Origin of the sequence: Vibrio aphrogenes (genome assembly GCF_002157735.2) — a bacterium.
GTDB classification, from domain to species: Bacteria; Pseudomonadota; Gammaproteobacteria; order Enterobacterales; family Vibrionaceae; genus Vibrio; species Vibrio aphrogenes.
Genome location: NZ_AP018689.1, coordinates 2,182,778 through 2,208,048, shown reverse-complemented (window position 1 = coordinate 2,208,048; position 25,271 = coordinate 2,182,778). Strand labels below are relative to the sequence as shown.

23 protein-coding genes and 7 tRNA genes are annotated in these 25,271 nt (G+C 42.1%); 20 read left to right on the top strand and 10 right to left on the bottom strand.

Features of this window, described 5'->3' with window-relative positions; genetic code table 11:
* Positions 1-98: 98 nt before the first annotated feature.
* Genes frdD through frdA form a run of 4 tightly spaced genes read right to left on the bottom strand, consistent with a single transcriptional unit; the run spans position 99 to position 3,441 of the window.
* A complete protein-coding gene (frdD, locus tag VCA1004_RS10055; RefSeq protein ID WP_086981631.1) occupies positions 99-461 on the bottom strand; it encodes a fumarate reductase subunit FrdD in 363 nt (120 codons plus the stop codon).
* Positions 462-474: 13 nt separating this feature from the next.
* Positions 475-858: a fumarate reductase subunit FrdC gene (frdC, locus tag VCA1004_RS10050; RefSeq protein ID WP_086981630.1), complete on the bottom strand. Its 384-nt coding sequence runs from the start codon at positions 856-858 to the stop codon at positions 475-477.
* Position 859: 1 nt separating this feature from the next.
* On the bottom strand, positions 860-1,624 hold the full coding sequence (locus VCA1004_RS10045; RefSeq protein ID WP_086981629.1) for a succinate dehydrogenase/fumarate reductase iron-sulfur subunit: 765 nt from the start codon (positions 1,622-1,624) through the stop codon (positions 860-862).
* Positions 1,624-3,441, bottom strand: coding sequence for a fumarate reductase (quinol) flavoprotein subunit (frdA, locus tag VCA1004_RS10040; protein ID WP_086981628.1), 1,818 nt, complete (start codon positions 3,439-3,441; stop codon positions 1,624-1,626). Before frdA ends, VCA1004_RS10045 begins: the two co-directional genes overlap by 1 nt.
* A 333-nt stretch (positions 3,442-3,774) precedes the next feature.
* On the opposite strand from frdA, the gene epmA reads away from it, so the two are divergent.
* Positions 3,775-4,743, top strand: coding sequence for an elongation factor P--(R)-beta-lysine ligase (epmA, locus tag VCA1004_RS10035; RefSeq protein ID WP_086984567.1), 969 nt, complete (start codon positions 3,775-3,777; stop codon positions 4,741-4,743).
* Between the two features lie 118 nt (positions 4,744-4,861).
* Here epmA and VCA1004_RS10030 read toward each other — a convergent pair whose 3' ends face one another.
* The 4 genes from VCA1004_RS10030 to rsgA all read right to left on the bottom strand — a co-directional run bounded on the left by VCA1004_RS10030 (position 4,862) and on the right by rsgA (position 8,742).
* The gene (locus VCA1004_RS10030; protein ID WP_086981627.1) at positions 4,862-5,752 is read right to left on the bottom strand and encodes a DMT family transporter; all 891 of its coding nucleotides are present in this window, start codon (positions 5,750-5,752) and stop codon (positions 4,862-4,864) included.
* Positions 5,753-5,823: 71 nt separating this feature from the next.
* Positions 5,824-6,534: a glycerophosphodiester phosphodiesterase gene (locus tag VCA1004_RS10025; protein ID WP_086981626.1), complete on the bottom strand. Its 711-nt coding sequence runs from the start codon at positions 6,532-6,534 to the stop codon at positions 5,824-5,826.
* 143 nt (positions 6,535-6,677) lie between these two features.
* Positions 6,678-7,577, bottom strand: a complete 900-nt coding sequence (gene asd / locus VCA1004_RS10020; protein WP_086984566.1) for an archaetidylserine decarboxylase — start codon at positions 7,575-7,577, stop codon at positions 6,678-6,680.
* Positions 7,578-7,689: 112 nt separating this feature from the next.
* Positions 7,690-8,742 carry a small ribosomal subunit biogenesis GTPase RsgA gene (gene rsgA / locus VCA1004_RS10015; RefSeq protein WP_086981625.1) on the bottom strand — a complete coding sequence of 351 codons (1,053 nt, stop codon included), beginning with the start codon at positions 8,740-8,742 and terminating at the stop codon, positions 7,690-7,692.
* A 105-nt stretch (positions 8,743-8,847) separates the two neighbouring features.
* On the opposite strand from rsgA, the gene orn reads away from it, so the two are divergent.
* From orn to VCA1004_RS09975, 8 genes are all read left to right on the top strand, one after another.
* Positions 8,848-9,402: an oligoribonuclease gene (gene orn / locus VCA1004_RS10010; protein ID WP_086981624.1), complete on the top strand. Its 555-nt coding sequence runs from the start codon at positions 8,848-8,850 to the stop codon at positions 9,400-9,402.
* Between the two features lie 163 nt (positions 9,403-9,565).
* Positions 9,566-9,641: transfer RNA gene (locus VCA1004_RS10005), tRNA-Gly, on the top strand.
* Between the two features lie 99 nt (positions 9,642-9,740).
* Positions 9,741-9,817 (top strand) — tRNA-Met (locus tag VCA1004_RS10000).
* Positions 9,818-9,852: 35 nt separating this feature from the next.
* A tRNA-Gly gene (locus VCA1004_RS09995) sits at positions 9,853-9,928 on the top strand.
* Positions 9,929-9,983: 55 nt separating this feature from the next.
* Positions 9,984-10,060, top strand: a tRNA-Met gene (locus VCA1004_RS09990).
* A gap of 35 nt (positions 10,061-10,095) precedes the next feature.
* Positions 10,096-10,171: transfer RNA gene (locus VCA1004_RS09985), tRNA-Gly, on the top strand.
* A 55-nt stretch (positions 10,172-10,226) separates the two neighbouring features.
* Positions 10,227-10,303, top strand: a tRNA-Met gene (locus VCA1004_RS09980).
* Positions 10,304-10,338: 35 nt separating this feature from the next.
* Positions 10,339-10,414 (top strand) — tRNA-Gly (locus tag VCA1004_RS09975).
* A gap of 711 nt (positions 10,415-11,125) precedes the next feature.
* Here VCA1004_RS09975 and queG read toward each other — a convergent pair.
* Entirely contained in the window at positions 11,126-12,256 is a 1,131-nt protein-coding gene (queG, locus tag VCA1004_RS09970) for a tRNA epoxyqueuosine(34) reductase QueG (protein WP_164520851.1), read from the bottom strand.
* 287 nt (positions 12,257-12,543) lie between these two features.
* On the opposite strand from queG, the gene tsaE reads away from it, so the two are divergent.
* The 10 genes from tsaE to VCA1004_RS09920 all read left to right on the top strand — a co-directional run bounded on the left by tsaE (position 12,544) and on the right by VCA1004_RS09920 (position 23,453).
* Positions 12,544-13,008 carry a tRNA (adenosine(37)-N6)-threonylcarbamoyltransferase complex ATPase subunit type 1 TsaE gene (gene tsaE, locus VCA1004_RS09965; RefSeq protein WP_086981622.1) on the top strand — a complete coding sequence of 155 codons (465 nt, stop codon included), beginning with the start codon at positions 12,544-12,546 and terminating at the stop codon, positions 13,006-13,008.
* Positions 13,002-14,729, top strand: coding sequence for a LysM peptidoglycan-binding domain-containing protein (locus VCA1004_RS09960; RefSeq protein ID WP_086981621.1), 1,728 nt, complete (start codon positions 13,002-13,004; stop codon positions 14,727-14,729). The genes tsaE and VCA1004_RS09960 overlap by 7 nt, the downstream gene beginning before the upstream one ends.
* 24 nt (positions 14,730-14,753) lie before the next feature.
* Entirely contained in the window at positions 14,754-16,649 is a 1,896-nt protein-coding gene (gene mutL, locus VCA1004_RS09955; RefSeq protein WP_086981620.1) for a DNA mismatch repair endonuclease MutL, read from the top strand.
* Positions 16,646-17,584 carry a tRNA (adenosine(37)-N6)-dimethylallyltransferase MiaA gene (gene miaA, locus VCA1004_RS09950; protein WP_086981619.1) on the top strand — a complete coding sequence of 313 codons (939 nt, stop codon included), beginning with the start codon at positions 16,646-16,648 and terminating at the stop codon, positions 17,582-17,584. The genes mutL and miaA overlap by 4 nt, the downstream gene beginning before the upstream one ends.
* Before the next feature lie 325 nt (positions 17,585-17,909).
* Positions 17,910-18,185 (top strand): RNA chaperone Hfq, encoded by a 276-nt coding sequence (hfq, locus tag VCA1004_RS09945; protein WP_086981618.1) that lies wholly within the window; start codon positions 17,910-17,912, stop codon positions 18,183-18,185.
* 35 nt (positions 18,186-18,220) lie between these two features.
* On the top strand, positions 18,221-19,528 hold the full coding sequence (hflX, locus tag VCA1004_RS09940; RefSeq protein WP_086981617.1) for a ribosome rescue GTPase HflX: 1,308 nt from the start codon (positions 18,221-18,223) through the stop codon (positions 19,526-19,528).
* A gap of 28 nt (positions 19,529-19,556) precedes the next feature.
* Positions 19,557-20,747: an FtsH protease activity modulator HflK gene (gene hflK, locus VCA1004_RS09935; protein ID WP_086981616.1), complete on the top strand. Its 1,191-nt coding sequence runs from the start codon at positions 19,557-19,559 to the stop codon at positions 20,745-20,747.
* Positions 20,748-20,749: 2 nt separating this feature from the next.
* A complete protein-coding gene (hflC, locus tag VCA1004_RS09930; protein ID WP_086981615.1) occupies positions 20,750-21,733 on the top strand; it encodes a protease modulator HflC in 984 nt (327 codons plus the stop codon).
* Positions 21,734-21,819: 86 nt separating this feature from the next.
* Complete coding sequence (locus VCA1004_RS09925; RefSeq protein ID WP_232012592.1) at positions 21,820-22,005, top strand: DUF2065 domain-containing protein; 186 nt, start codon at positions 21,820-21,822, stop codon at positions 22,003-22,005.
* A 131-nt stretch (positions 22,006-22,136) separates the two neighbouring features.
* The gene (locus VCA1004_RS09920) at positions 22,137-23,453 is read left to right on the top strand and encodes an adenylosuccinate synthase (RefSeq protein ID WP_086981614.1); all 1,317 of its coding nucleotides are present in this window, start codon (positions 22,137-22,139) and stop codon (positions 23,451-23,453) included.
* 77 nt (positions 23,454-23,530) lie between these two features.
* On the opposite strand, the gene hmpA is transcribed toward VCA1004_RS09920, so the two are convergent.
* On the bottom strand, positions 23,531-24,700 hold the full coding sequence (hmpA, locus tag VCA1004_RS09915) for an NO-inducible flavohemoprotein (RefSeq protein ID WP_086981613.1): 1,170 nt from the start codon (positions 24,698-24,700) through the stop codon (positions 23,531-23,533).
* Between the two features lie 110 nt (positions 24,701-24,810).
* On the opposite strand from hmpA, the gene nsrR reads away from it, so the two are divergent.
* Positions 24,811-25,236 carry a nitric oxide-sensing transcriptional repressor NsrR gene (gene nsrR / locus VCA1004_RS09910; RefSeq protein ID WP_086981612.1) on the top strand — a complete coding sequence of 142 codons (426 nt, stop codon included), beginning with the start codon at positions 24,811-24,813 and terminating at the stop codon, positions 25,234-25,236.
* Positions 25,237-25,271 lie beyond the last annotated feature (35 nt).

Here is a 25,271-nt window from a genome sequence, read left to right as displayed (position 1 = left end):
GTAGCGCCCGAGCTACGAGATCCGAAAAAATCTTCCCCCTAAAACAAAAAAGCCAGCAGAAATACTGCCGGCTTTTGAACGTATTAATTATATTCCTATTACAGAAGGAAAATATAAGCAATCGCCAATACGGTAATGATAGTCGCGATGGCATAACAAGCGATTTTACCGACGATACCAGTATGGAATTTTAAGTCATGCATACCGTGATGAACACGGTGCATAGCATGCCACATTGGAAGTGCTAAGGTCGCAATGATGAACAAGCCACCAATGATGCTACTTGCAAAAGCGTGTGCGCGTAGGTAACTGAATGTACCCATATCAAACACGCCCAATGGCATTAAAATACCTAAAACTAGGATAGTGACAGGTGTGATCATGGCAAACCATGTACCACCAGCACCAAATAAAGACCACCAGATTGGCTCGTCAGAACGTCTTGGATTTGGATTAATCATTTTCTTCTCTCTCCTACACCAATGCCAATACAATCAATGAGATCACAGCAACTGCGCCCCATTGTGCAGCAATAATAATTTTTGGGCTTAATGGTTTTCCACCCACACGAATTGGCATCACTTGTGGCATCATGCTAAAGAAGGTCGCTGCATGGAATAAGCTACCTGCTAAGGCCACGATGTTAATCGCGATCACAAGTGGGTTTTGCATAAAGTGTTGCCATTCAACCCAAGCTTGCGGACCTTTTACTAAGCTTGCTAAACCACAAGTTAGGAATAAGGTAAATAGGATCAATGGTAGAACCGTTGCTTCACGTAACATGTAGAAGCGGTAGAACGGATGCTTGCTCCACCAAGTACGATTCATAGTGCGAACATAAGGCTTACGATTGCTCATCCTAGATCTCCTCAGATTTGAACATAGAGATAACGAAATCCATTGAAGATTCCACTTTCCCTTGGTTTACCGCTGCCGCAGGGTCAACGTGTTTTGGACAGACTTTTGAACAGTAACCAACAAAAGTACAACCCCAAGCACCGTTTTCACTGTTGATAAGCTTCATACGTTCCGCTTTACCATTGTCACGGTTATCTAAGTTGTAACGGTGAGCCAGCGTTAATGCTGCTGGGCCGATAAACTCTGGGTTTAGACCAAATTGAGGACATGCCGCGTAGCAAAGACCACAGTTGATGCAGCCCGCAAATTGCTTGTATTTCGCCATTTGCTCAGGAGTTTGCTTGTTGGTACCGTCTTCAGGTTTACGGTCATTACCAATGATGTAAGGTTTAATCGCCTCTAAACGCTCGATGAATGGCGTCATATCTACGATTAAGTCTTTCTCAATTGGGAAGTTAGCTAATGGCTCAATAGTGACACCATTTGGATAGTCACGCATAAAGCTCTTACAAGCTAATTTAGGCACATTATCAACCATGATGCCGCATGAACCACAGATCGCCATACGGCAAGACCAACGGTAAGACAGATCTTTATCTAGGTTGTCTTTGATGTAACCAATTGCATCTAAAACCGAGGTGGTATCGTCACAAGGTACGTCAAAGGCTTGTAGATAAGGTTCTTTGTCAGTTTCTGGGTTGTAACGCAAAATGCTGACTTTTTGAATACGAGTTTCTTTTTGTGAATTAATCGCAGTTGCAGACATTATTTTGCCTCCTTCGCTGCTGCGGCTTCTTCTTTCGCTGCCGCTTCGTCAGCCGCAGCACCGTATAGACGTGCTTTAGGTTGAGATTTAGTGATTTTTACTGGGCTGTAGTCAATCACTGGTGCCGCGTCTTCTTGGTAGAAAGAAAGCGTGTGCTTCAAGAAGTTTTCATCATCACGAGTGGTACAACCTTCATCAAGACGTTGGTGCGCACCACGAGATTCTTTACGACGAATTGCTGATTGAGCCATCGCTTCTGCTACATCTAAGCCGTAGCCAACTTCGATAGCGTAAAGAAGGTCAGTGTTAAAGACTTTACCTTTATCTTTAATGCCCACTTTTTTGTAGCGTTCTTTAAGCTCAGTAAGCTTATCAATGGTGGCTTGCATTAAGTCTTCTTTACGGTAGATACCACAACCCGCTTCCATTGAATGACCCATTTCAGTGCGGATATCCGCCCAGTTTTCTGTGCCATCATTATCAAGAATCGCTTGGATGCGAGCTTCAACATCTTTCATTTGACGTTGAATGTTGTCTTCATTCCAACCTTTGAAAGCTTTGGCACGTTCAGCGGCATGTTCACCAGCAACGCGACCAAATACCACAAACTCGGCTAATGAGTTAGAACCTAAACGGTTAGCACCGTGCAAGCCAACTGACGCACATTCACCGACGGCAAATAGGCCTTTGATACGAGTTTCACATTGACCATTAGTTTCAATACCACCCATGGTGTAGTGAACAGTTGGACGGATTGGAATTGGCTCTTTCGCTGGGTCAACGTTGACGTAAGCTTTGGCTAATTCACAGATAAATGGTAGACGTTCTTGTAGGTATTCTTCACCTAGGTGGCGAAGATCAAGGTGAACCACATCACCAAGAGGGTGCTTAATGGTGTTGCCTTTTTGTTGTTCATGCCAGAACGCTTGAGAAACTTTATCGCGAGGACCAAGTTCCATGTATTTGTTTTTAGGCTCGCCAACAGGCGTTTCTGGTCCCATACCGTAATCTTGTAGGTAACGGTAGCCATTTTTGTTGACGATGATACCGCCTTCACCACGACAGCCTTCCGTCATTAGAATGCCGGTGCCAGGTAAGCCGGTTGGGTGATATTGTACGAATTCCATATCACGTAGAGGAACACCATGACGGTAAGCCATTGCCATACCATCACCGGTCACGATGCCGCCATTGGTATTGGTGTGGTAAACACGGCCAGCACCACCGGTGGCAAGAACCACAGATTTTGCTTTGATAGCAACTAATTCACCTTCAGACATGTGAATGGCGACAATACCTTGTGCTTCTTTGCTGTCATCTTCGCCATCAACTAAAAGGTCGACTACGAAATATTCATCAAAACGCTTAATGTTAGGATATTTAATTGAGGTTTGGAAAAGGGTGTGCAGCATGTGGAAGCCAGTTTTATCGGCAGCGAACCAAGTACGTTCGATTTTCATGCCACCAAAACGACGAACGTTGACATCGCCATTTTCTTTACGGCTCCATGGACAACCCCATTGCTCCATTTGGATCATTTCACGGGTTGAGTTTGCTACGAAATATTCAACAACATCCTGTTCACATAGCCAGTCACCACCACCAACAGTATCGTTGAAGTGATTGTCTAAGCTGTCTTCTTCCTTGATAACTGCTGCGGAACCGCCTTCGGCAGCAACGGTGTGTGAACGCATTGGGTACACTTTAGAAATCAGTGCAACCTCGAGTTCAGGGTTTGCTTCTGCTGCCGCAATTGCAGTACGTAAACCAGCGCCGCCAGCGCCGATGACTGCGATATCTGTGGTTATGACTTTCACAGTTATCCTCCAGAGTAGGTGTGCCCATAAGAGCTTTGTTTCACGAGCACGATTGGAAAAATAGTAATTATTAGTTTGTGCACATTTAGTGTAGGAAATAATGCTGGATAATAAATTGATCTAACAAGGGTAAAAGCCCACTTTATCCCTCTAAAGTGGTAGAATGTGAGTTGAACTATTCCCCTGTTTTTAAATAAGAAGTTCCTGTTTAAGAATGATTTTCATTCAGTTCGTGAGTCAAGGAATAATCCACCTTAAAGGTTGGTTATTAACTCGGGTTTGATTAAACTGCTCACACTGTTATTTATCTCTTTGGTTGAAATCGAGAACAATATGGACCTTTGGCAACCTTCCGCTTCCATTGAACAATTAACGCAGCGTGCTGCGATCATGGCGTCAATTCGTCAATTTTTTGCGCAACGTAATGTGTTAGAAGTGGATACCCCAGCAATGAGTCACGCCACGGTGACTGATGTGCATCTACATACATTTAAAACCGAGTTTATTGGTCCCGAATACGCCGCAGGTCAAACGGTGTTTTTGATGACTAGTCCTGAATTTCACATGAAACGCTTATTAGCGGCAGGAAGTGGCTCGATTTATCAAATAAACAAAGCATTTCGTAATGAAGAAAATGGTCGATATCATAATCCGGAATTTACGATGCTTGAGTGGTATCGTGTCGGCTTTGATCATCATGATTTAATGGCTGAAATGGATGAGTTGCTGCAACAGGTTTTACACTGTGAGCCATGTGAAAAACTAACGTATCAACAAGCCTTTGAGCGTATTCTTGGGCTATGTCCATTAGAATCGACGATGCGACAACTTAAAGAGGTGGTCGCCGAGCTTGGGTTAGCGGATATTGCCGAAGGGGAAGACAACCGCGATACTTTATTGCAACTGCTATTTAGTATTGGGATTGAACCCCATATTGGACAAAGAGTCCCTGCTATGGTGTATGACTTTCCTGCCTCTCAAGCTGCATTAGCTAAGATTAATCAACAAGATCCTCGGGTGGCCGATCGCTTTGAGGTCTATTTTAAAGGGATTGAGCTGGCCAATGGTTTCCATGAGCTGGATGATGCTCAAGAACAACTCACCCGTTTTGAGCAAGATAATCAACAACGCATTACGATGGGCCTGAAACCACAGCCGATTGATTATCATTTGATTGATGCCTTAAAAGCGGGTTTGCCTCCCTGTGCCGGTGTTGCATTAGGAGTCGATCGCTTAATCATGTTAGCGATCGGGTGCGATCATATCGATCAGGTGACGGCGTTTCCATTTCCAAGGGCCTAATACCAATAGTCTAATACCAATAGCCTACTAGCAATAACCTAGTGGTAAGAGCCTCGTCTTCATCGTCGAGTTTCTATGAGTTTCGTAAGTATTAGCCTCGCGGCAATGGTTATCCGGATTAATGACTGACGACTAATCCGGTGCCGATCACGGCAAGTAGCGCTCCAAGCCAAGCAAATGGTGAAGGGCGTTGCTTGGTGTACAGCCACAACAAAGGCAAGATCATAATTGGGGTGGTAGAAGAAAGTAATGCCACCATGCCCACATGACCTTTTTGCAGGGCGTATAAAATCAACGTCATCCCTAATGCCATGGCTAAAAAACCATTTAAAGCCGTGATCCCCAATATCTTGAGATTGATGTTTTGTTGTGGCTTGGCAAGTTGAAGGCCACTAAGACGTAACGCAGAATGTGCGCAAAATGCCGTGATCATCCGAATGGCTGAAGCGGCAATGGGGTCGACGGCAGTTTGCATAATGGGTTTAGCGATGATTCCCCCCATGGCTTGACAAAATGCAGCCAATAAACCTAATCCAATCGCGATAGATAATCGGCCTTGAACGACCTCCCAAGTGTGTTGATTAGCTTGTTTTCGCCCAAAGAAAATAGCAATCACAACGCCTGAGAAAACCAAAATAGCCCCGAGTAATTCCAGACCTTGCAAGGTTTCATGGAATAACCAAAATCCTAATAAAGCAGAGAAAACCGCATGACAAGAAAACAACAGCCCTGCCATGCGAGGGCCAATTTTATTCATGCAAGCAAATAGGGCAGTGTCACCAATAAAGATACCGATAAACCCAGATAAGGCCATCGGCAGGACATGCGCAGTCTCGACGCTTTGCCAGCCACCTACCCACCATGTCATGCTCGTGAGCATCAAAGCGGTACAGCCCATCCGCCAACGACTATACGCAAAGGCTCCTAAATGACGAGCTGGAGTGACGGAAATGAGGCTAGAAAAAGCCCATAAAGCCGCCGCTGATAACGCGAACCATTCATAACTCATGATCGCTTATCCATTATGGGTTCATCCTTAAAACCATCATCCTTGAAACAATTATCCTTAAAACAGCCCATTTACCAATAGAGTTTTTCTGGTTGAGGGTAAAGGGCAATTGCCTCAGCAGGGCAGTCACAAAATACACCGTCTACACCGATCTCATCCAGCCATTGCCAGTCTTCAGGACGATTGACGGTATAAACATAAACCGAAAGTCCGAGGGATTTTGCATGTTGCACATAATCTTCATCAACCACGTCGATATCCAAATTTAAACTGATGGCTCCCAACTGTTGAGCAAATGAGGCTTTATCGATGGCCTTGGAAGCGGTAAGTGCACCAATTAACCATTGAGGTTGTTCTTGTTTTATCGTGTGTAGCCAATCATGATTAAAAGAAGACAGGATCAATTGCTGAGCAGAAAACTGACAATGGTCAATGGCAAACTGCAGATGATGATAAAGTAAATCAAAATGTTGTATGCCTTTGACTTCAATATTTAAGGCGCACTGACCTTTTACTAGTTTGAGTACCTCAAAAAGAGTGGGAAGTGGTTCGGTTTTCTCAACCATGACTTGTTTGAGTTTTTCTGCACTCATCCAATGCAATTTGCCAATGTGATCTGTGGTGCGATTAAGCCATTTATCATGGATCACCCAAAATTGACCATCGTGTTCATGAACATCAATTTCAATGGCTTTGCAGCCTAAATCGAGAGCGGCTTGAATCGCGGATAAGGTATTTTCAGGATGAGTGGAGCGAGCACCTCGATGTGCAATAATGAGCATGGGAACAGCCTCTAAGCGGTGAGTGACACTTCATAGTAATGAGGGCTTAGAGAATTTACTAGATGAATTTTAGGATTTTATCGCCAAAAAAAGGGCCGCTTACTGGGAAGCGACCCTAAGGTATTTATTGGCAAGAGATGCGCTTATTGAGCCTCAGATGACGTGTTATCTGAATCTGTCTTTGCTTTCATTTGGCTGGCATAAGGGGTACCTAATACCGTTTTTTCACCTTCGGCCATGGTCGCGTCAAATTGAATGGCGTCTTTGGCAAATAAGTTAATCACCGTTGAGCCTAATTTAAAGCGTCCCATTTCTTCACCTTTTTTGAAGTGAATGGCTTTATCACCTTCGGTTTCATAATGCCAACGATGAACGGAAGAACCGGTTGGAGGGGTAATGGTGCCGCCCCAAACGACTTCAATACTACCCACAATAGTTGCCCCGACAAGCACTTGTGCCATTGGGCCAAAATCGGTATCAAAAATACACACCACACGCTCATTACGGGCAAATAAGTTAGGCACATTTTCAGCGGTTAATGGGTTAACCGAGAACAGATCGCCTGGAATATAGATCATTTGGCGCAGAGTACCATCGCAAGGCATATGTACGCGGTGATAATCACTTGGTGAGAGATATAACGTAGCAAACGCACCATCGGCAAATTCTTGTGCCAATTGCTTATCGCCACCGAGCAGCTCTTTTGCTGAGAAATCATGACCTTTAGCTTGGATCAAGCGACCATTGGTAATTGGGCCAAACTGGCTAACTCGAGCATCAGCAGGGTGCACTAAAACATCATCACCTTGCGCGATAGGGCGAATGCCTTCTTTTAACTCGCGGACAAAGAACTCATTAAAACTGTTAAAGTAAGCCGGATCAGAATGGACCGCTTCTTCCATGTTGACGTTATATTGTTTGATAAACAAACGAATAATGGCGGTGGTGAAACTGCCCATTTTAGCCGAAGCTAACTTCCCAACTAAACGAGTTAAACCGTGTTGCGGAAGCCAATATTGCAGAGTCACTTTAATTTTATCTATCACGTGAATATCCATTAATGTTGAACATTTCGCTCTGAGCGACGAAAAGGTAGCCGATTCTACTTAAAAGTAAATTGATTGTCAGCTTTTGAATATAGCGCTTTAATAAGCATTATAAGTCTTTCTTATTTTTAGAAAATTGTCTATTGGCTTTGTTTTCACCCATACTTTCAATGATGCGATGATAGTTTTCAAAGCGTACACGAGTAATTTTCCCAGTTTCGACAGCTTCTCGAAGTAAGCAACCAGGATCATCATTATGCTTACAATCTCGGAATTTACATCCACCGAGAAACTCTCGAAACTCAATAAAGGCTTGCGTTACTTCCTCTGGCTCTAAATGCCAAAGACCAAACTCACGCACCCCTGGAGAATCAATCAAATCACCACCTTTAGGAAAGTGATATAAACGGGCTGTGGTGGTAGTGTGCTGGCCTAACCCTGAGTTTTCCGAGACTTCACCTTCAAGGACTTCCATTTCTGGCATCAATGCATTGACCAAACTCGATTTACCAACGCCAGATTGACCGACAAAAATACTCAGACGGTCTTTTAAGGCTTCTTGTAATTGCGCTAAGCCATCTTCGGTTTCTCGGCTCACAAATAAAACGTCATAGCCAATGGTTTGATAATGGCTTAAGGCTTGTCGATATTGCTCTTGTTCACCTTCAGGAATGAGGTCGGTTTTGTTTAAGACGATTAATGGGGAGATATGTAAGGTCTCAGCGGCGATCAAATATCGATCAATGATATTTAATGACAATTCAGGCAAAACAGAAGAGACAATCACCATTTGGTCAACATTAGAAGCGACGGGTTTGACACCATCGTAATAATCAGGGCGAACAAGAACAGAAGAGCGAGGCTCAACCGCTTCTACGACACCCGAAATGCCCGCCATAGATTCAAGTCCAGGCCGCCAAATAACGCGATCACCCGAGACGAGACTTTCAATGCCGCGGCGTAAATTACAACGTTGAATTTGACCCGTAGTCATGTCTTCGATATCGGCATGTTGCCCAAAACGAGAAATAACTAACCCTTTTTGCATCGCACCCAACATGTTTTCATCCCATTGAATGGATTCTTCTTGGGTAAGACGTTTTTTCTGATTGGTTCGAACTCGGCGAACTTGGCCTTTAGTGAGTTTTTTCTTTTTTGCCACAGGTAATACAGATCCCTATTGGATATAATTTGATAATCAGTATGTTTTGCTTTGTATATAAGCAGAGTATGATACCTCTTTTCGGAATAAAAAAGGCAAAGATCTATGTCAAATGCGTCTTTCAACGAGCAAAACCTAATTTGGGTTGATTTAGAAATGACAGGACTGGACCCTGAAGTACATAAAATTATTGAAATCGCTTCGATTGTGACTGACAGCGAATTGAATATTTTAGCAGAGGGCCCTGTTTTAGCGATTCATCAGCCACAAAGTGAATTAGATAAAATGGATGACTGGTGTACCAACACCCATACGCATAGTGGTTTAGTGAAACGTGTTCAAGAAAGTACGATTAGTGAAGATGACGCGGTTGCTCAGACGATTGCCTTTTTAGAGCAATGGGTACCACAAGGTAAATCGCCAATTTGTGGTAATAGTATTGGTCAAGACCGTCGCTTCTTATATAAGCACATGCCTAAGTTAGAGCAATATTTCCATTATCGCTATCTTGATGTCAGTACGATCAAAGAGCTTACTCGTCGTTGGCAGCCAGAGATCTTAGAAGGATTTTCGAAATCCGGTAGTCACCTTGCTTTAGATGATATTAGAGAGTCGATTGCAGAACTTAAATATTATCGTTCAACGGTTTTTAATATTTAATTGTTCAAAATCTAGCTGGGGTGCGCTTATAATCATCAATTTGGTGTTTTTTAAGACGGTTGAAACTAAAAATACAATTTTTTTCAAACTAAGACTTGCATCAAAAAAAAATGCTCTTATAATTCGCAGCCCTAAACAGCAGAAAGATGTTTAGAAAGATAAAGCGACACTAGCTCAGCTGGTAGAGCGCAACCTTGCCAAGGTTGAGGTCACGAGTTCGAACCTCGTGTGTCGCTCCAAATTATAAAGGTTTCTAGTTTATAGTCCCTAGTTTCTAGGTGTCGAAAATTAGAACCCTAGGGACTAGGAACTAAAATCCTAGCAACCTAAAACACGGACGCGGGATGGAGCAGCTTGGTAGCTCGTCGGGCTCATAACCCGAAGGTCGTAGGTTCAAATCCTGCTCCCGCAACCAAATTTAAGTGAATTGCTGATTAAGCAGTTTATTATGCGACACTAGCTCAGCTGGTAGAGCGCAACCTTGCCAAGGTTGAGGTCACGAGTTCGAACCTCGTGTGTCGCTCCAAATTCTTCTTTGTAAAAATCAAAGTTTTCATTGTACTTTAACAGTGACATCCGGACGCGGGATGGAGCAGCTTGGTAGCTCGTCGGGCTCATAACCCGAAGGTCGTAGGTTCAAATCCTGCTCCCGCAACCAAATTTAAATGAATTGCTGATTAAGCAGTTTATTATGCGACACTAGCTCAGCTGGTAGAGCGCAACCTTGCCAAGGTTGAGGTCACGAGTTCGAACCTCGTGTGTCGCTCCAAATTCTTCTTTGTAAGAATCAAAGTTTTCATTGTACTTTAACAATGACATCCGGACGCGGGATGGAGCAGCTTGGTAGCTCGTCGGGCTCATAACCCGAAGGTCGTAGGTTCAAATCCTGCTCCCGCAACCAAATTTAAATAAATTGCTGATTAAGCAGTTTATTATGCGACACTAGCTCAGCTGGTAGAGCGCAACCTTGCCAAGGTTGAGGTCACGAGTTCGAACCTCGTGTGTCGCTCCAAATTGTAAGTGATAAATGAGATACGCTCAGTAGAGTACTACCTTGCCAAGGTTGAGGTCACGCCTAAGCCTTGAAGATCGGGAACCTCGTGTGTCGCTCCAAATTAATAAGTGATACGGTTTACTCATAAAGAGTACAGCTTGATAGGATTACGTAAATCGAACTCCTAAATAGAGAACCTGGTTGTCACTCCAAAATAAAATAAAAAACGATCTCACTTGAGATCGTTTTTTATTCTCTGTAATAAAGTAACTTTCACATACATTTCTATATAAAGTCTAATCAGCTCGGCTTTCGCTCTTTAGGAAAGATACCCCCTTTATTCTTGATAAAGGTGACATGTGTATATCGCATGCTATATCTAGGTTACAACACTTCAATCAGATATTATCTACAAAGTTATCCACAAAATTTAAGCTGTGGATAAGTTGGTGTGTAAGTTGTTTTTTAGCTGGTGGAAAGTGACATTTATTAGGATCTAATTGTTGCTGAGCATAGTTATAAAAGAGCTTATATTTAGATAAGTTATTGTTTTTTGTTGGTTTTTTATATTAACTGTATGGAAAAACAGTATAAAATTAAGATCTTTTTTTGATTTTAACTTGATCTTTGTCATTTGTTTTGATTGTGCTTAACTTTTTGTAATGGCTCTATATGGCAAGCTATTCATTACTTTTTCCACATTTCCAATTTATTTTGAGATTCGTATCACTATGCGTCTCTGGGTAAGCCTTTCGTTATAATTCTAACTAACCTTTCTAATTTAGTATTTCGTACTGCATTATCATGTATAGCTTGTCGTTTCTTGTTTTGCTCTTCTATTGCCCATTGTATATGAATATCTAAGATTTCATTTTGTCCAAGACGTTCTTGTAACGTTGGTAGGATAGTTTCATCAAAAGGGGCATTCCCAAGTGCCACGGCGATATTTCGTAACCATTGGATGTGACCAATACGTCGAATGGCAGAGCCTTCCATATTTTTTAAGAACTGAGCTTCTGTCCATTGGAATAAACGCACTAAGCTCGCCTCTTTGAAAATATCACGACGATGAAAAGAAGCTTCTTGAGTCACTTCGGCTTCTCGATTCCATGGACAGACTAATTGGCAATCATCACACCCATAAATTCGGTTTCCGATTTTTGAGCGTAGCGCTTCAGGGATGATGCCATCGAGTTCAATCGTAAGGTAAGAAATACATAACCTAGCATCGACCACGCCTTCTTCGACAATAGCCCCGGTTGGACATGAGGTCATACATGCTTTGCATTTTCCACATTGATTCGTTTGTGGTTCATCAACAGGAAGAGGGATATCAACTAATAACTCGCCAAGAAAGAACCAAGAGCCTGCTTCTTTGTCTAGAATTAAAGAATGTTTGCCTGCCCACCCTAAACCTGCTTTTTGTGCTAATGGTCTTTCTAGAATGGGTGCAGAATCAACAAAAGGGCGATAACCTAATTGACCGACTTCTTGCTCTATTTTTTGCCCGAGCTTTTTAAGTTGGTTGCGTATGAGCTTGTGATAGTCTCGTCCTAAGGAATAGCGACTAATATAAGCCTGAGTCGGATCGGATAAGTTAGAGGCAAATTGTGCCTCAGGAGGAAGGTAATCTAAACGAACGCTGATGACTCTTATCGTTCCTGGATGTAATTCTTGAGGACGTGCTCTCATCATGCCATGTCGTGCCATCCAATCCATCGAGCCATGATAACCCGCGTCGATCCAACGCTGAAGTTGAGCTTCGTGTTGTGAGAGGTCAATATCGGTGATCCCTACTTTTTGAAAGCCAAGCTCTTGACCCCATTGTTTGATTTTTTGTGCAAGTAGTTGGTAATTCATAAGAATGGATGGTTTCGATAAGAATGAAAAATGAATATTAACATGGGAGAGCCTCTCGATTCAGCTGGATCTTGATCGTTGAGGGTGTAAGCGGTGTTTATTTAACGCTGTTTGTATCTATTTTTGACACTTTGTTTAGAATTTAACATCAATATGTAGAATAATATCTATCTGACACTATTGCCTCTTTTTAGCGAGTCAGTTTACTATTTTTAATGCTGTAATCAGAGATCCTGATGCATGCCGTTTCGCATCATTTATTACGTAAATAGGTAACCAAATTTTTTATGACGACTAAGCAAGCCATATTAATGGATGAAGCCGCAACAATTGACCTTGGAACCAAACTTGCAAAAGTCTGTTATCAGCAAACCACCATCTATCTGCACGGTGATCTTGGTGCAGGGAAAACGACATTTAGTCGTGGGTTTATTCGTGCTTTAGGGCATGAAGGTAATGTAAAAAGCCCAACCTATACGTTAGTTGAACCCTATCAGTTGTCGAATTGGCAAGTGTATCATTTTGACTTATATCGATTGGCTGATCCGGAAGAGCTTGAGTTCATGGGGATACGTGATTATTTTACCCCAGATGCTATTTGCTTGGTTGAATGGCCAGAAAAAGGTGAAGGTTTGCTACCTTTAGCGGATCTTGATATTGAATTACGTTATTTGGATACGCAACGACAAGTTGTGATCACCGCCAATAATGAATATGGACAATCTTTATTAGGTAAGTTGGAATTGTGCTGAAGTCTTCTTATTTTCGAGTGCTGTTTTTGCTCATAACAGCCTGGTTTAGTGTTATCTCGAGCGTCAATGCAAATTCACTAGACAGTATTCGTGTTTGGCCGTCGCCACATGATACTCGAGTGGTGATGGATATGGGGAGTGAACCCCAATTTAGTTATTTTATGCTAACGAGTCCGAACCGTTTGGTGGTGGATTTAAAAAGTACCCAACTAAAAACCAAGCTTCCCATCAATGTATCTGAGAGTCGTATCTTAACCAAAATCAGAAAAAGTAGTCCTCCAGAGGCATCAACCTATCGGTTAGTTTTTGAGTTAAAAGAAGCGAATACACCAGAAGTGTTTAAGCTAGCTCCGACCGGAGATGGGCAATATGGGCACCGCTTAGTCATCGACTTTAAAGATAAAGAAGGCGCTTCATCGGTAAAACAGGCGGTCACAACGGATAAGCAAGCTGAGTTACCAAGAGCGATCCCAACCACAACCTCAAAAGCATTGAGTAAAATTGTAGTGGCAATCGACCCTGGGCATGGTGGTGAGGATCCTGGTTCTATCGGCCCGACTCGTAAATACGAAAAACACATTACATTAGCTATCGCCAAGAAAGTTGCCGATAGATTAAACGCGACCTCAAATATTCATGCGGTATTAACTCGTACCGGTGATTATTACGTGAATTTAAATAAACGTTCTGAAATTGCCCGTAAAAATAAGTCTTTATTATTGGTGTCAATTCATGCGGATAGCTATACCACGTCAGGGCCGCGTGGGGCGTCGGTTTTCGTATTAAGTACCCGTCGAGCCAATACTGAAATTGGTCGTTGGGTTGTTAAAAAAGAAGAGCAATCTGAATTGCTTGGTGGCGGTGGTATTTTATTATCGAAAAATAGTGATGATAAAAATGTGAGTCAAACGGTATTGGATCTGCAATTTAGCCATTCACAAACTGAAGGGAATAAATTGGCTTTAAAAGTGATCCAAGAATTAAAACAAGTGACTAAAATGCATACTTCAAAGCCAGTGTATGCCAGCCTTGCCGTCTTAAAGTCCCCAGATATTCCGTCTATCTTGGTTGAAACGGGTTTTATCTCCAACCCTCAAGAAGAGAAGTTGTTGGTACAAAACTATCACCAAAATAAACTAGCGGGTGCCATCTCTAATGCGGTAATTCAATATTTTAAAGCAAACCCTCCAGAAGGGATGATCGTGGTTAATCACCCTTCAGGTACGACACATAAAGTGAAAAGCGGTGAATCTTTATCTGTTATCGCGAAAAATTATGGTACGACAACGGCGAATTTAAAAGCATGGAACAATCTAAAAAGCTCTACGGTGTATATTGGGCAGGAGCTGAAAGTCGCTTCACCTAGTGTGACATCGAAGAGTAATCCTGCTCCTGCTGCACTGTCAAATAGCGATCATATCACTCACTATGTAGTGAAAAGTGGCGATTACTTAGGAAAGATTGCAGAGCAGTATTCCGTGTCAGTGAATGTGATTAAGCAACAAAATAATCTGCGTTCAAATACGCTTAAAGTGGGACAAACGTTAAAAATTCCGGTCTCAAGTAAACCTAAAAGTATTATCTATCAAGTACAACGAGGAGACTTCCTTGGTAAAATTGCGGATAAATATGGTGTCAGTGTGTCACAGATCCGTAAAGCGAATAACTTACGTTCGGATAGTTTAGCAGTAGGGCAGAAGTTGACCATTCCTCAATCTTAATAACATCACTGGTGTAGTAACGTTATGACAATAAAAATTTTACCCGCTCGATTAGCGAACCAAATTGCAGCCGGTGAAGTGGTTGAACGTCCGGCATCAGTGGTGAAAGAGTTAGTCGAAAATAGTATTGATTCAGGCGCCACTCGAATTGATGTCGATATTGAAAAAGGTGGCAGTAAACTGATCCGTGTGCGTGATAATGGTTCCGGGATAGAAAAAGACGAATTAGGTTTAGCTCTGAGTCGTCATGCCACCTCAAAAATTCACTCTCTTGATGATCTTGAAGCTATTTTAAGTTTAGGTTTTCGTGGCGAAGCTCTGGCGAGTATTAGCTCAGTGTCGCGTTTAACCTTAACCTCTCGCACAGCAACTCAATCGGAAGCTTGGTCTGCTTATGCTGAAGGCCGAGATATGGCTGTTCAATTAACACCTGCTGCTCATCCTGTTGGCACAACAGTGGAAGTCGTTGATTTATTTTTTAATACACCAGCTCGGCGTAAGTTTTTAAGAACAGAAAAAACAGAATTTACTCATATCGATGAATTACTCAAACGCATTGCATTAAGTTGTTTTTCGGTCTCTATTACCTTAAGACATAATGGCAAAGTGATCCGTCAGTATCGAGCCGCAAAAACGGATGTTCAAGTAGAAAAACGTGTGTCTGCTGTGTGTGGTTCAGGCTTTATGGAGCATGCGGTGAGCATTCAGTTATCACATGATGATTTGAAGTTGACCGGTTGGATCACTACGCCAGAAGGAGCGAGAAGCCAAAGCGATTTACAGTATTGCTACGTTAATGGTCGAATGATGCGAGATAAATTGATTAATCACGCCATTCGTCAAAGTTACGAAAATGCATTAAGGCCTGAGCAGTTTGCCTCTTATGTGCTATTTATTGAAGTCGATCCACATCAAGTGGATGTTAACGTACACCCAGCTAAGCATGAAGTTCGCTTTCATCAGGCTCGCTTGGTGCATGATTTTATTTATCAAGCCTTGAGTGATGCTTTAGCACAGAGTATTGAATTGACAACCCCTGCGGTTGCAAAGTCAGCTTATGCCACTCCAAACCGCTCGGATGATGAAACGCACACGATACAAGAATCAGTCACGACTGCATCAACAGAGCATTATGCTGATCAGCGTAAACAAGCTTGGGATGCAACTCGACATCAAGCTGCAGCTCGACCCACTTACCGAGCACCGTCTCGACCTTCTGAAGTTGTACAAAAAAAACAGACCGAAGCTTATCGCGCACTTTTTGAACCACGAGAGTCACTCGACTTGGCCTTTCAAACCACAAATGACACCATGAGGACGCCTCCTCAAATATCGGAGTCTTCTCAACAAGAGACATTTGAGCTGGTGACGTTAGGCAAATCGTTAGCCATTATTGAAGAGATCTTTTTGTTGATGCAATCCCCACAAGGTTGCCATTTGCTGGATTTACACAAGGCTGAACGCATTAGAGTCGAAGGACAATTAAGGTTAAACAATGGAGAATCATTGAAAACTCAGCCTTTGTTGGTTCCCTTAAGTTTGCCTATGTTGCCAGAGGATGCTTGTGTGATAAAAGAGCAAGCCTCTTTGTTGGCGCAACTTGGCATTGAGTTGCAAATTAAAGGAAAAAATACCTTTATGGTGATGGGCGTTCCTCAACCTTTAAGGCAACAAAACTTACAACAATTGATCCCAGATTTATTGAGTGAGCTTAAATTACAACAAAATACCGATCTAAGCTTGATCACACCATGGATAACACGCAAGATCGTAGTCACAAAGCCTCGTTATTGTTTATCTGAAGCGATTCAATTGGTTTCTGATATTGAACAAATATGGGGGAGTCATCTACCTTTGAACTCGTATAACTGGATCCAACCTGTGGACTTTTCATCATCAATTTTGGCGCTTCAATCATGACATCAACACAATCTTTAGCTCTTTTTCTTATGGGCCCAACCGCGTCGGGGAAAACGGATTTAGCGATTCGTTTGAGACAACAATACCCTGTAGAAATCATCAGTGTTGATTCTGCTTTAATTTATAAGGGAATGGATATTGGTACGGCGAAACCAGATGCACGAGAGCAAGCCCAAGCGCCTCATCGCTTGATTGATATTCTTGATCCTAGCGAAGCTTACTCTGCGGCTGATTTTCGTCGTGATGCTTTACAACACATGGATGAGATTGTTTCGCAAGGTAAGATCCCGCTACTTGTTGGCGGCACCATGCTTTATTACAAGGCGTTATTAGAAGGTTTATCACCATTACCTGCAGCTGATCCCGATATTCGTCAACAAATTGAACAAGAAGCCATTGAAAAAGGGTGGGAAGCGCTCCATAAAGAATTAAGCGACATTGATCCTGTGTCGGCACAACGTATTCATCCTAATGATCCTCAACGTTTATCTCGAGCATTAGAAGTGTATCGTATCTCCGGGAAAACTCTGACTGAATTAACAGAGCAAAAGGGGGAGCCTTTACCTTATAACGTAAAGCAATTTGCTATCATGCCGAAAGAGCGTTCTGAATTACATCGTCGAATTGAATTACGATTTGAGAAAATGATGGCCGCCGGCTTTGAACAAGAAGTCAAAGCATTGCGAGCAAGAGGTGATCTACATCTTGATCTGCCTTCTATCCGTTGTGTGGGATATCGACAGGTGTGGGAATATTTAGATGGTAATGGTACATTGGACGAGGCAGTGTTTCGTGGCATTTGTGCAACTAGGCAATTAGCTAAGCGACAAATTACTTGGTTAAGAAGCTGGGGTGATTTAACTTGGTTAGATAGCGAAGATATTGATTCTGCTTTTGCTATTGTCTCAAATGAGATTGAAATGAGCCTTGATTGAATAGCAAATTTAACGGTAGTCTGAGAGATGAGTATCGCCTGAGCAAGATGAGCACGACTCTTGTGTTTAGGTATATACTGTAATTGGGTTAGCATTATCAACAATTTCAAGGTTGAAATTGTTGAATTAAAAGAATCTTTAGCAGTCGAATGAATTCATTCGTTGATGCATAACTTAATCATGAAGTCTTCAATTTCAAGGTTAAGGGCTGGCACTGCTTTTTTGTGTAAGTACTTTTGATTTTCTACGGTAAGTCCCTTTTGGAAGTAAGTAGAGAGCTAAAGTTAGCTAATAATAAAATAAACAACAAAATAAGGAATATAAAATGGCTAAAGGGCAATCTTTACAAGACCCATTCTTGAATGCGCTACGTCGTGAACGCATCCCTGTCTCAATTTATCTTGTAAATGGAATTAAACTACAAGGTCAAATTGAATCGTTTGATCAGTTTGTGATCTTATTGAAAAACACAGTAAACCAAATGGTTTATAAGCATGCCATTTCAACGGTAGTGCCTGCACGTGCTGTCAGCCACCATACGGCTGAACGTCCACAAGCCGAACGCACAGAGCGTCCGCAACAAGAGAATTCTGAAGATTAATAATTATCAACTATCATCATTAAGGAGCGAGCTGCTTGTTTGACCGTTATGAATCCGGTGAGCAGGCGGTACTTGTTCATGTCAACTTCACACAAGAAGGTGAGTGGGAAGATCTCAGCGAATTTGAAATGCTGGTTTCTTCCGCTGGCGTCACATCGCTACAAGTTGTAACAGGTAGCCGCCAATCTCCGCATACCAAATACTATGTCGGAACCGGTAAAGCACAAGAAATTGCCGATACAGTCAAAGCTGTTGGGGCTGAAATCGTGATATTTAATCATGCCTTAAGTCCTGCCCAAGAACGAAATCTTGAATATCTTTGCCAGTGTCGAGTATTGGACCGTACCGGATTAATTCTTGATATATTTGCTCAACGAGCTCGAACTCACGAAGGTAAATTACAAGTTGAGCTTGCTCAGTTACGTCATTTATCGACGCGATTAATTCGAGGTTGGACTCACTTAGAACGTCAAAAAGGCGGGATAGGTTTACGTGGTCCAGGTGAAACTCAGCTTGAAACCGATAGACGTTTATTACGTGAACGCATTAAAGCAATTTTGCGTCGTTTAGCGAAAGTCGCCAAGCAACGAGAGCAAGGACGTAAAGCACGTCAGCGAGCGGAAATACCAACGATTTCTTTAGTCGGTTATACCAATGCGGGGAAATCCACATTATTTAACCGGATCACCGAAGCGGGGGTTTATGCGGCAGACCAACTGTTTGCAACCTTAGATCCTACGTTGAGAAAAATAGAGTTGGAAGATGTGGGGCCGGCGATTCTTGCCGATACCGTTGGCTTTATTCGTCATTTACCCCATGATCTGGTGGCGGCGTTCAAAGCGACACTGCAAGAAACACAAGAAGCTGACATTTTGTTACATGTTGTGGATGCAAGTGATGACCGTTTTCGTGAGAATATTCATGCGGTAAACGAAGTACTTGAAGAGATCGACGCTCATGAAGTGCCATCACTCCTAGTGATGAATAAAATTGACAACATGGATGGCCAGAAACCAAGAATTGAACGTGACGATGAGGGTAACCCTCGTACCGTTTGGGTTTCGGCGATGGAAGGACAAGGCATTGACTTGCTATTTACCGCACTGAGCGAGCGATTGGCCAGTCAAATTGTTCAATACCATCTAAGCATCCCACCTTTACATCAAGGTCGAATACGCAGCTTATTTTTCCAAATGAATGTGATTCAAGCGGAAGAATATGATGAACAAGGTAATTTGCTGATCAATGTTCGAATGCAACAAGTTGATTGGTTAAGATTATTGAAAAGAGAAGGGGCAGTAATGAGTGACTTTATCGTCACAGACATCACTGCTACAGTATAACGTCATATCTATACGATGGAGCTTTCTAATGGCGTGGAATGAGCCTGGAAATAATAACGACAATAATGGCCGCGATAATGACCCTTGGGGGAATAAAAATAATCGTGGTGGTCGTGAACAAGGTCCACCTGACTTGGATGAGGTGTTCAACAAACTCAGCCAGAAACTAGGTGGCAAGTTTGGAAAGAAAGGCGGTAAAGGCCCTTCTTTGGGCGGCGGCAGTGCAATTGGCTTTGGTGCCATTGTTATTATTGCTATTTTAATTTGGGTATTTTCTGGATTTTACACCATTGGTGAAGCGGAAAGAGGGGTGGTATTACGTTTAGGTAAATATGAACGTATTGTTGATCCTGGTCTTAACTGGCGTCCACGCTTTATTGATGAAGTGACTCCTGTCAACGTTCAAGCGATTCGTTCTTTGCGTGCATCTGGTTTGATGCTAACCAAAGATGAAAACGTCGTTACCGTTGAAATGGGTGTTCAGTATCGTGTTTCGGATCCTTATAAATATTTATACCGTGTGACCGATGCTGATGACAGCTTACGTCAAGCAACAGATTCTGCTTTACGTGCGGTTATCGGGGACTCTTTGATGGACAGTATTTTGACCAGTGGTCGTCAAGCTATCCGTCAAGAAACTGAAAAAACGTTGAACCAAATTATCGATAAGTACGATATGGGCTTAACCGTTGTTGATGTGAACTTCCAATCATCTCGTCCACCTGAGCAAGTAAAAGATGCATTTGATGATGCGATTGCGGCTCGAGAAGATGAAGAGCGTTTCATTCGTGAAGCTGAAGCGTATAAAAATGAAATCTTACCGAAAGCAACTGGTCGAGCAGAACGCTTGAAGAAAGAAGCTCAAGGTTACACAGAACGCACGGTGAATGAAGCATTAGGTCAAGTTGCTCAGTTTGAGAAACTGCTACCAGAATACAATGCTGCACCGAAAGTGACTCGTGATCGTTTGTACTTAGATTCAATGGAGAAAATCTACTCTCATAGTTCGAAAGTACTGATTGACTCTGAATCATCAGGAAATATGTTGTATTTACCGATTGATAAGTTGATTTCGGATTCTCAGAGAAAGACGGAAACAACCCGTGCTCAAGATAAATCTCAACCAACCTATGATGGTATCGAGTTGGATCAAAAAAACAGTAGTGAGTCAGACGATTCAAAAACTAACTCAACATCTACACGTCAAGGGAGATTCTAAGCATGCGTAAGTTAATGATCCCTTTAGTTGCCATTTTAATAGTGGTGACGTTAATGTCTGTCTTCGTTATACCTGAAGGTGAACGTGGTATTGTGATTCGTTTTGGACGTGTCTTAAAAGATACCAATGATGTTTCTAAAATCTATCCACCAGGTCTGCATATTAAAATGCCGTTCTTTGATAGTGTAAAAACATTAGATGCGCGTATTCAAACGATGGATGGACGCTCAGATCGTTTTGTTACTTCAGAGAAAAAAGACGTGATCATTGATAGCTATGTGAAATGGCGTATTAGTGATTTCGGACAATATTATCTAGCGACAGGCGGCGGTAACATTTTAACCGCAGAGACCTTATTGGAGCGTAAAGTAACTGATGTGCTTCGTTCAGAGATTGGTTCTCGTGAAATTAAGCAAATCGTTTCAGGTCCAAGTAGTGATATTGTCGCAGTGGATAGCATTGAAGATAGCGAAGTGATTCCTGAGTCAGCAAAAGAAGCACTTGAGGTTGAAGGTGAGCGTGATCAAATCATGCAAGACGTGCTGGAAGATACTCGTGGCAGTGCAATGAATGACTTAGGTGTTGAGATTGTTGATTTCCGTATGAAGAAAATCAACTTGCCTGATGAAATCAGTGAGTCAATCTATCGCCGTATGCGTGCAGAGCGTGAATCAGTAGCTCGTAAACATCGTTCTCAAGGTCGTGAAAAAGCCGAGATCATCCGCGCACAAGCTGAGTTAGAAGTTGCAACGATTCTTGCTGAAGCCGATAAAACTGCACGTGTTACACGTGGTGAGGCGGATGCTAAAGCGGCATCTATTTACTCTCAAGCTTATAAGCAAGCACCGGAGTTTTATAGCTTCCTTCGCTCGTTAAAAGCGTATGAGAAATCATTCAGTAACAAGAGTGATTTGCTAGTTTTAGATCCAAAAAGTGACTTCTTCAAATACATGAATGATAGCCACGGACAAAAAACAGCGAAATAACGTTACGATGGTATTTTAAAAGGCCCTTGATGGGCCTTTTTTGTTTTTTGTTCAGTATCTTAATTTTTAAAAGGCAAAGCAGTGGCATGGACACATTAATTATTGCGGTAGGTTTATTACTTATTTTTGAAGGCATGGGGCCAGCATTGTTCCCTAAAGCTTGGAAAGAAGCCATTAGTCACGTTGCTCAGCAACCAGAAAAACAATTAAAAACACTGGGTTCGGGGTTGATTATTGTCGGCGCAATCATCGTACTTTTGATGTTAAATTAAGCTAACACCTTGTCCTAATATGAGTTTTTCTTAACCAAGATCTTTGCATAAAAAATCATCTAAAAAATGACTGCAAGATAGAATAAGGGTATGCTAGAATCCTTTTTTAACTAGCAGGCAGACTTGGAAAGATGGGAAATAACGTAGTCGTTCTGGGCACCCAATGGGGTGACGAAGGTAAAGGTAAGATAGTTGACCTTTTAACTGAAGATGCAAAATATGTGGTTCGCTATCAAGGTGGTCACAACGCTGGCCATACACTAGTCATTGACGGTGAAAAAACCGTTCTTCACTTAATTCCATCAGGTATTCTACGCGACAATGTGAAATGCATTATCGGTAATGGCGTAGTACTTTCACCTGACGCTCTATTAAACGAAATGAAACCGCTTGAAGAGCGTGGCATTCCAGTACGTGAACGCCTCTACATTTCAGAAGCTTGTCCTCTAATTCTTCCATACCATATTGCTTTAGATCAGGCTCGTGAATTAGCCCGTGGGAAAAAAGCGATTGGCACAACAGGACGTGGTATCGGTCCTGCTTATGAAGATAAAGTCTCTCGCCGCGGTTTACGTGTCGGTGATTTATTTGATATGGAATCTTTTGCTCAAAAACTAAAAGAAGTGATGGAATATCATAACTTCCAATTAGTGAACTACTATAAAGTAGACGAAGTGAGCTATGAAGATGTTCTTGAGCAAGCAAAAGGATATGCTGAACTATTAACGTCTCTTGTCATTGATGTGACTGATGAGTTGGATGCGGCACGTAAACGTGGTGATAAAATCATGTTTGAAGGTGCTCAAGGTACCTTATTGGATATCGACCATGGTACTTATCCGTACGTGACCTCTTCAAACACAACTGCGGGTGGTGTTGCTGCTGGTTCTGGTTTTGGTCCTCGTCATATTGGCTATATTCTTGGTATCGCTAAAGCATATTGTACGCGTGTTGGTTCAGGTCCATTCCCAACTGAATTGTACGATGGTTTAGAAAAACAAGATCCTATCGGTAAGCATTTAGGCACCGTTGGTCACGAGTTCGGTGCAACAACAGGCCGCTTACGCCGTACCGGTTGGTTTGACGCTGTAGCGATGCGCCGTGCGATTCAAATCAACTCAATCTCTGGTTTTTGTTTAACTAAGCTGGATGTACTTGATGGTTTAGAAGAGCTAAAAATTTGTACTGGTTATCAAATGGAAGATGGCTCTGTCGCAGAAGTTTCTCCGATGGCGGCAGATGAGTTTGAAAAAGCAACGCCAATTTATGAAACCATGCCAGGTTGGTCAGAAAATACCTTTGGTGCAAAATCAATTGATGAGCTTCCACAAGCGGCACTTGATTACATTAAACGTATTGAAGATCTAACAGGGGTTCCAGTTGATATCATTTCAACCGGCCCTGATCGTAATGAAACCATTATTAAGCTTCACCCATTTAATTCGTAATGAATAAGAAAGTGAAGTGATGAAAGCCGACCTAAGTAAGGTCGGCTTTTTTATATCTAGAATAAACCGCCTTACTATTACAAGACTTTATGAGGGCCAAAACATTCATAATGTATTTGGGTTTCAGATACCTTTAAGCCGACAAGTTGTTTTGCAACATGCTGCATGAAAGCGACGGGACCACATAAATAAAAATCAGTACGCTGCCAATCAATGTGATCTTGGATTTGAGAGAGATCCATTAATCCAGAAAAAGCATTATCCACTTGACCTTCTTTATACCAAACATATTGATTTAAATGGTCAATCTGTTCTGTGAGTGTATCTAAATGAGCTTTAAATCCATGGCGATCAATATTATCGGCAGCGTGTAACCAAGAAATAGAGGATTGATGTGACTCTTTCAAGCTTTCTAGCATGGCAAGCATAGGTGTTAAACCCACGCCTGCAGAGATTAATGCCACCGGTGAGTTTGGTTGACTGTTAAGGTAAAAATCCCCAGCAGGAGGAGCCAGTTGTAAGCGGTCCCCAACTTGGATCTCATCATGTAAGAAGTTAGAAGCAACACCATTTTCTTCACGTTTTACTGAGATACGGTAAGTCTTTCCGTTGGGGGCATCGGATAAGCTATATTGACGGATCTCTTGGTTTTCCAGTTTCTCTGAGTTTAAGTACACACCGATGTATTGCCCTGGTTGATAATCAACAACGGGTTGCTCATCGGTAGGGGCAAGGATAAAACTAGTGATGACATTACTTTCCGGTTTCTTTTCGAGCACTGTAAATTCACGGGTACCACGCCAGCCACCAATCTGTTGCTCTTTCTGTTGGTAAATTTCTTCTTCTCGATTAATGAAGACGGTTGCAAGCAGACCATAAGCCTCAGCCCAAGCATCTAGTACTTCTTGACCTGGTGACATGAGTTCATCAATGGTGGCAAGTAGGTGCATACCAACAATTTGATATTGCTCTGCGGTGATATTAAAGCTGGTGTGCTTTTGGGCAATCTTTTCGACGACAGGCAGTAGCACTTCAATATTATCGATATTGGCGGCATAACCATAAACCGCATTGAAAAGAGCTTCACGTTGGCGGCCGGTATTTTGATGAGTTAAGTTAAAAATATCTTTCAGTTCGGGGTGATGGTGAAACATTCGGTCATAGAAATGAGCGGTTAAGGATGGACCCGCTTGAGCGATAAGTGGCGCCGTTGATTTAACGATATCGATCGTGTTTTGGCTGAGCATGAGAATGTCCTTTTAAAGTTGCATTTGGAATATATCTTTAAGTTGTATCTAAAATGTATCTTTTAGTCAATCATCTATTTATACTGGGAGGATTAAATTATGGAGATATCATGCAACTGACTTCCTTTACTGATTATGGTTTAAGAGCACTTCTTTTCTTAGCCGCTTTACCACAAGACGAATTAAGTAATATTCAGTCGGTCAGTGAGCGTTTTCAGGTTCCTAAGAATCATTTAATTAAAATAATCAATAAATTATCTCAACTTGGTTACATTAAAGCGGTGAGAGGTAAGCATGGTGGGATTCGCCTTGGCAAGCCTGCGGAAGCGATTATTATCGGAGACGTTATTCGAGATCTGGAGCCTTTAACGTTAATCGACTGTTCAAAAAAATCTTGTCACATCACCTCGGCTTGTCGATTAAAGGTGGCTCTTGCACAGGCTAAAGAAGCGTTCTTAGCGGAGTTAGATAAATATACTATTGCTGATATGCTAGAGAGTAATGATGAGCTTTTGTTATTGCTCACTCCTGTTTAATTTTTTGTTAATTTAAAGCATTTCTGTAGCTTAGC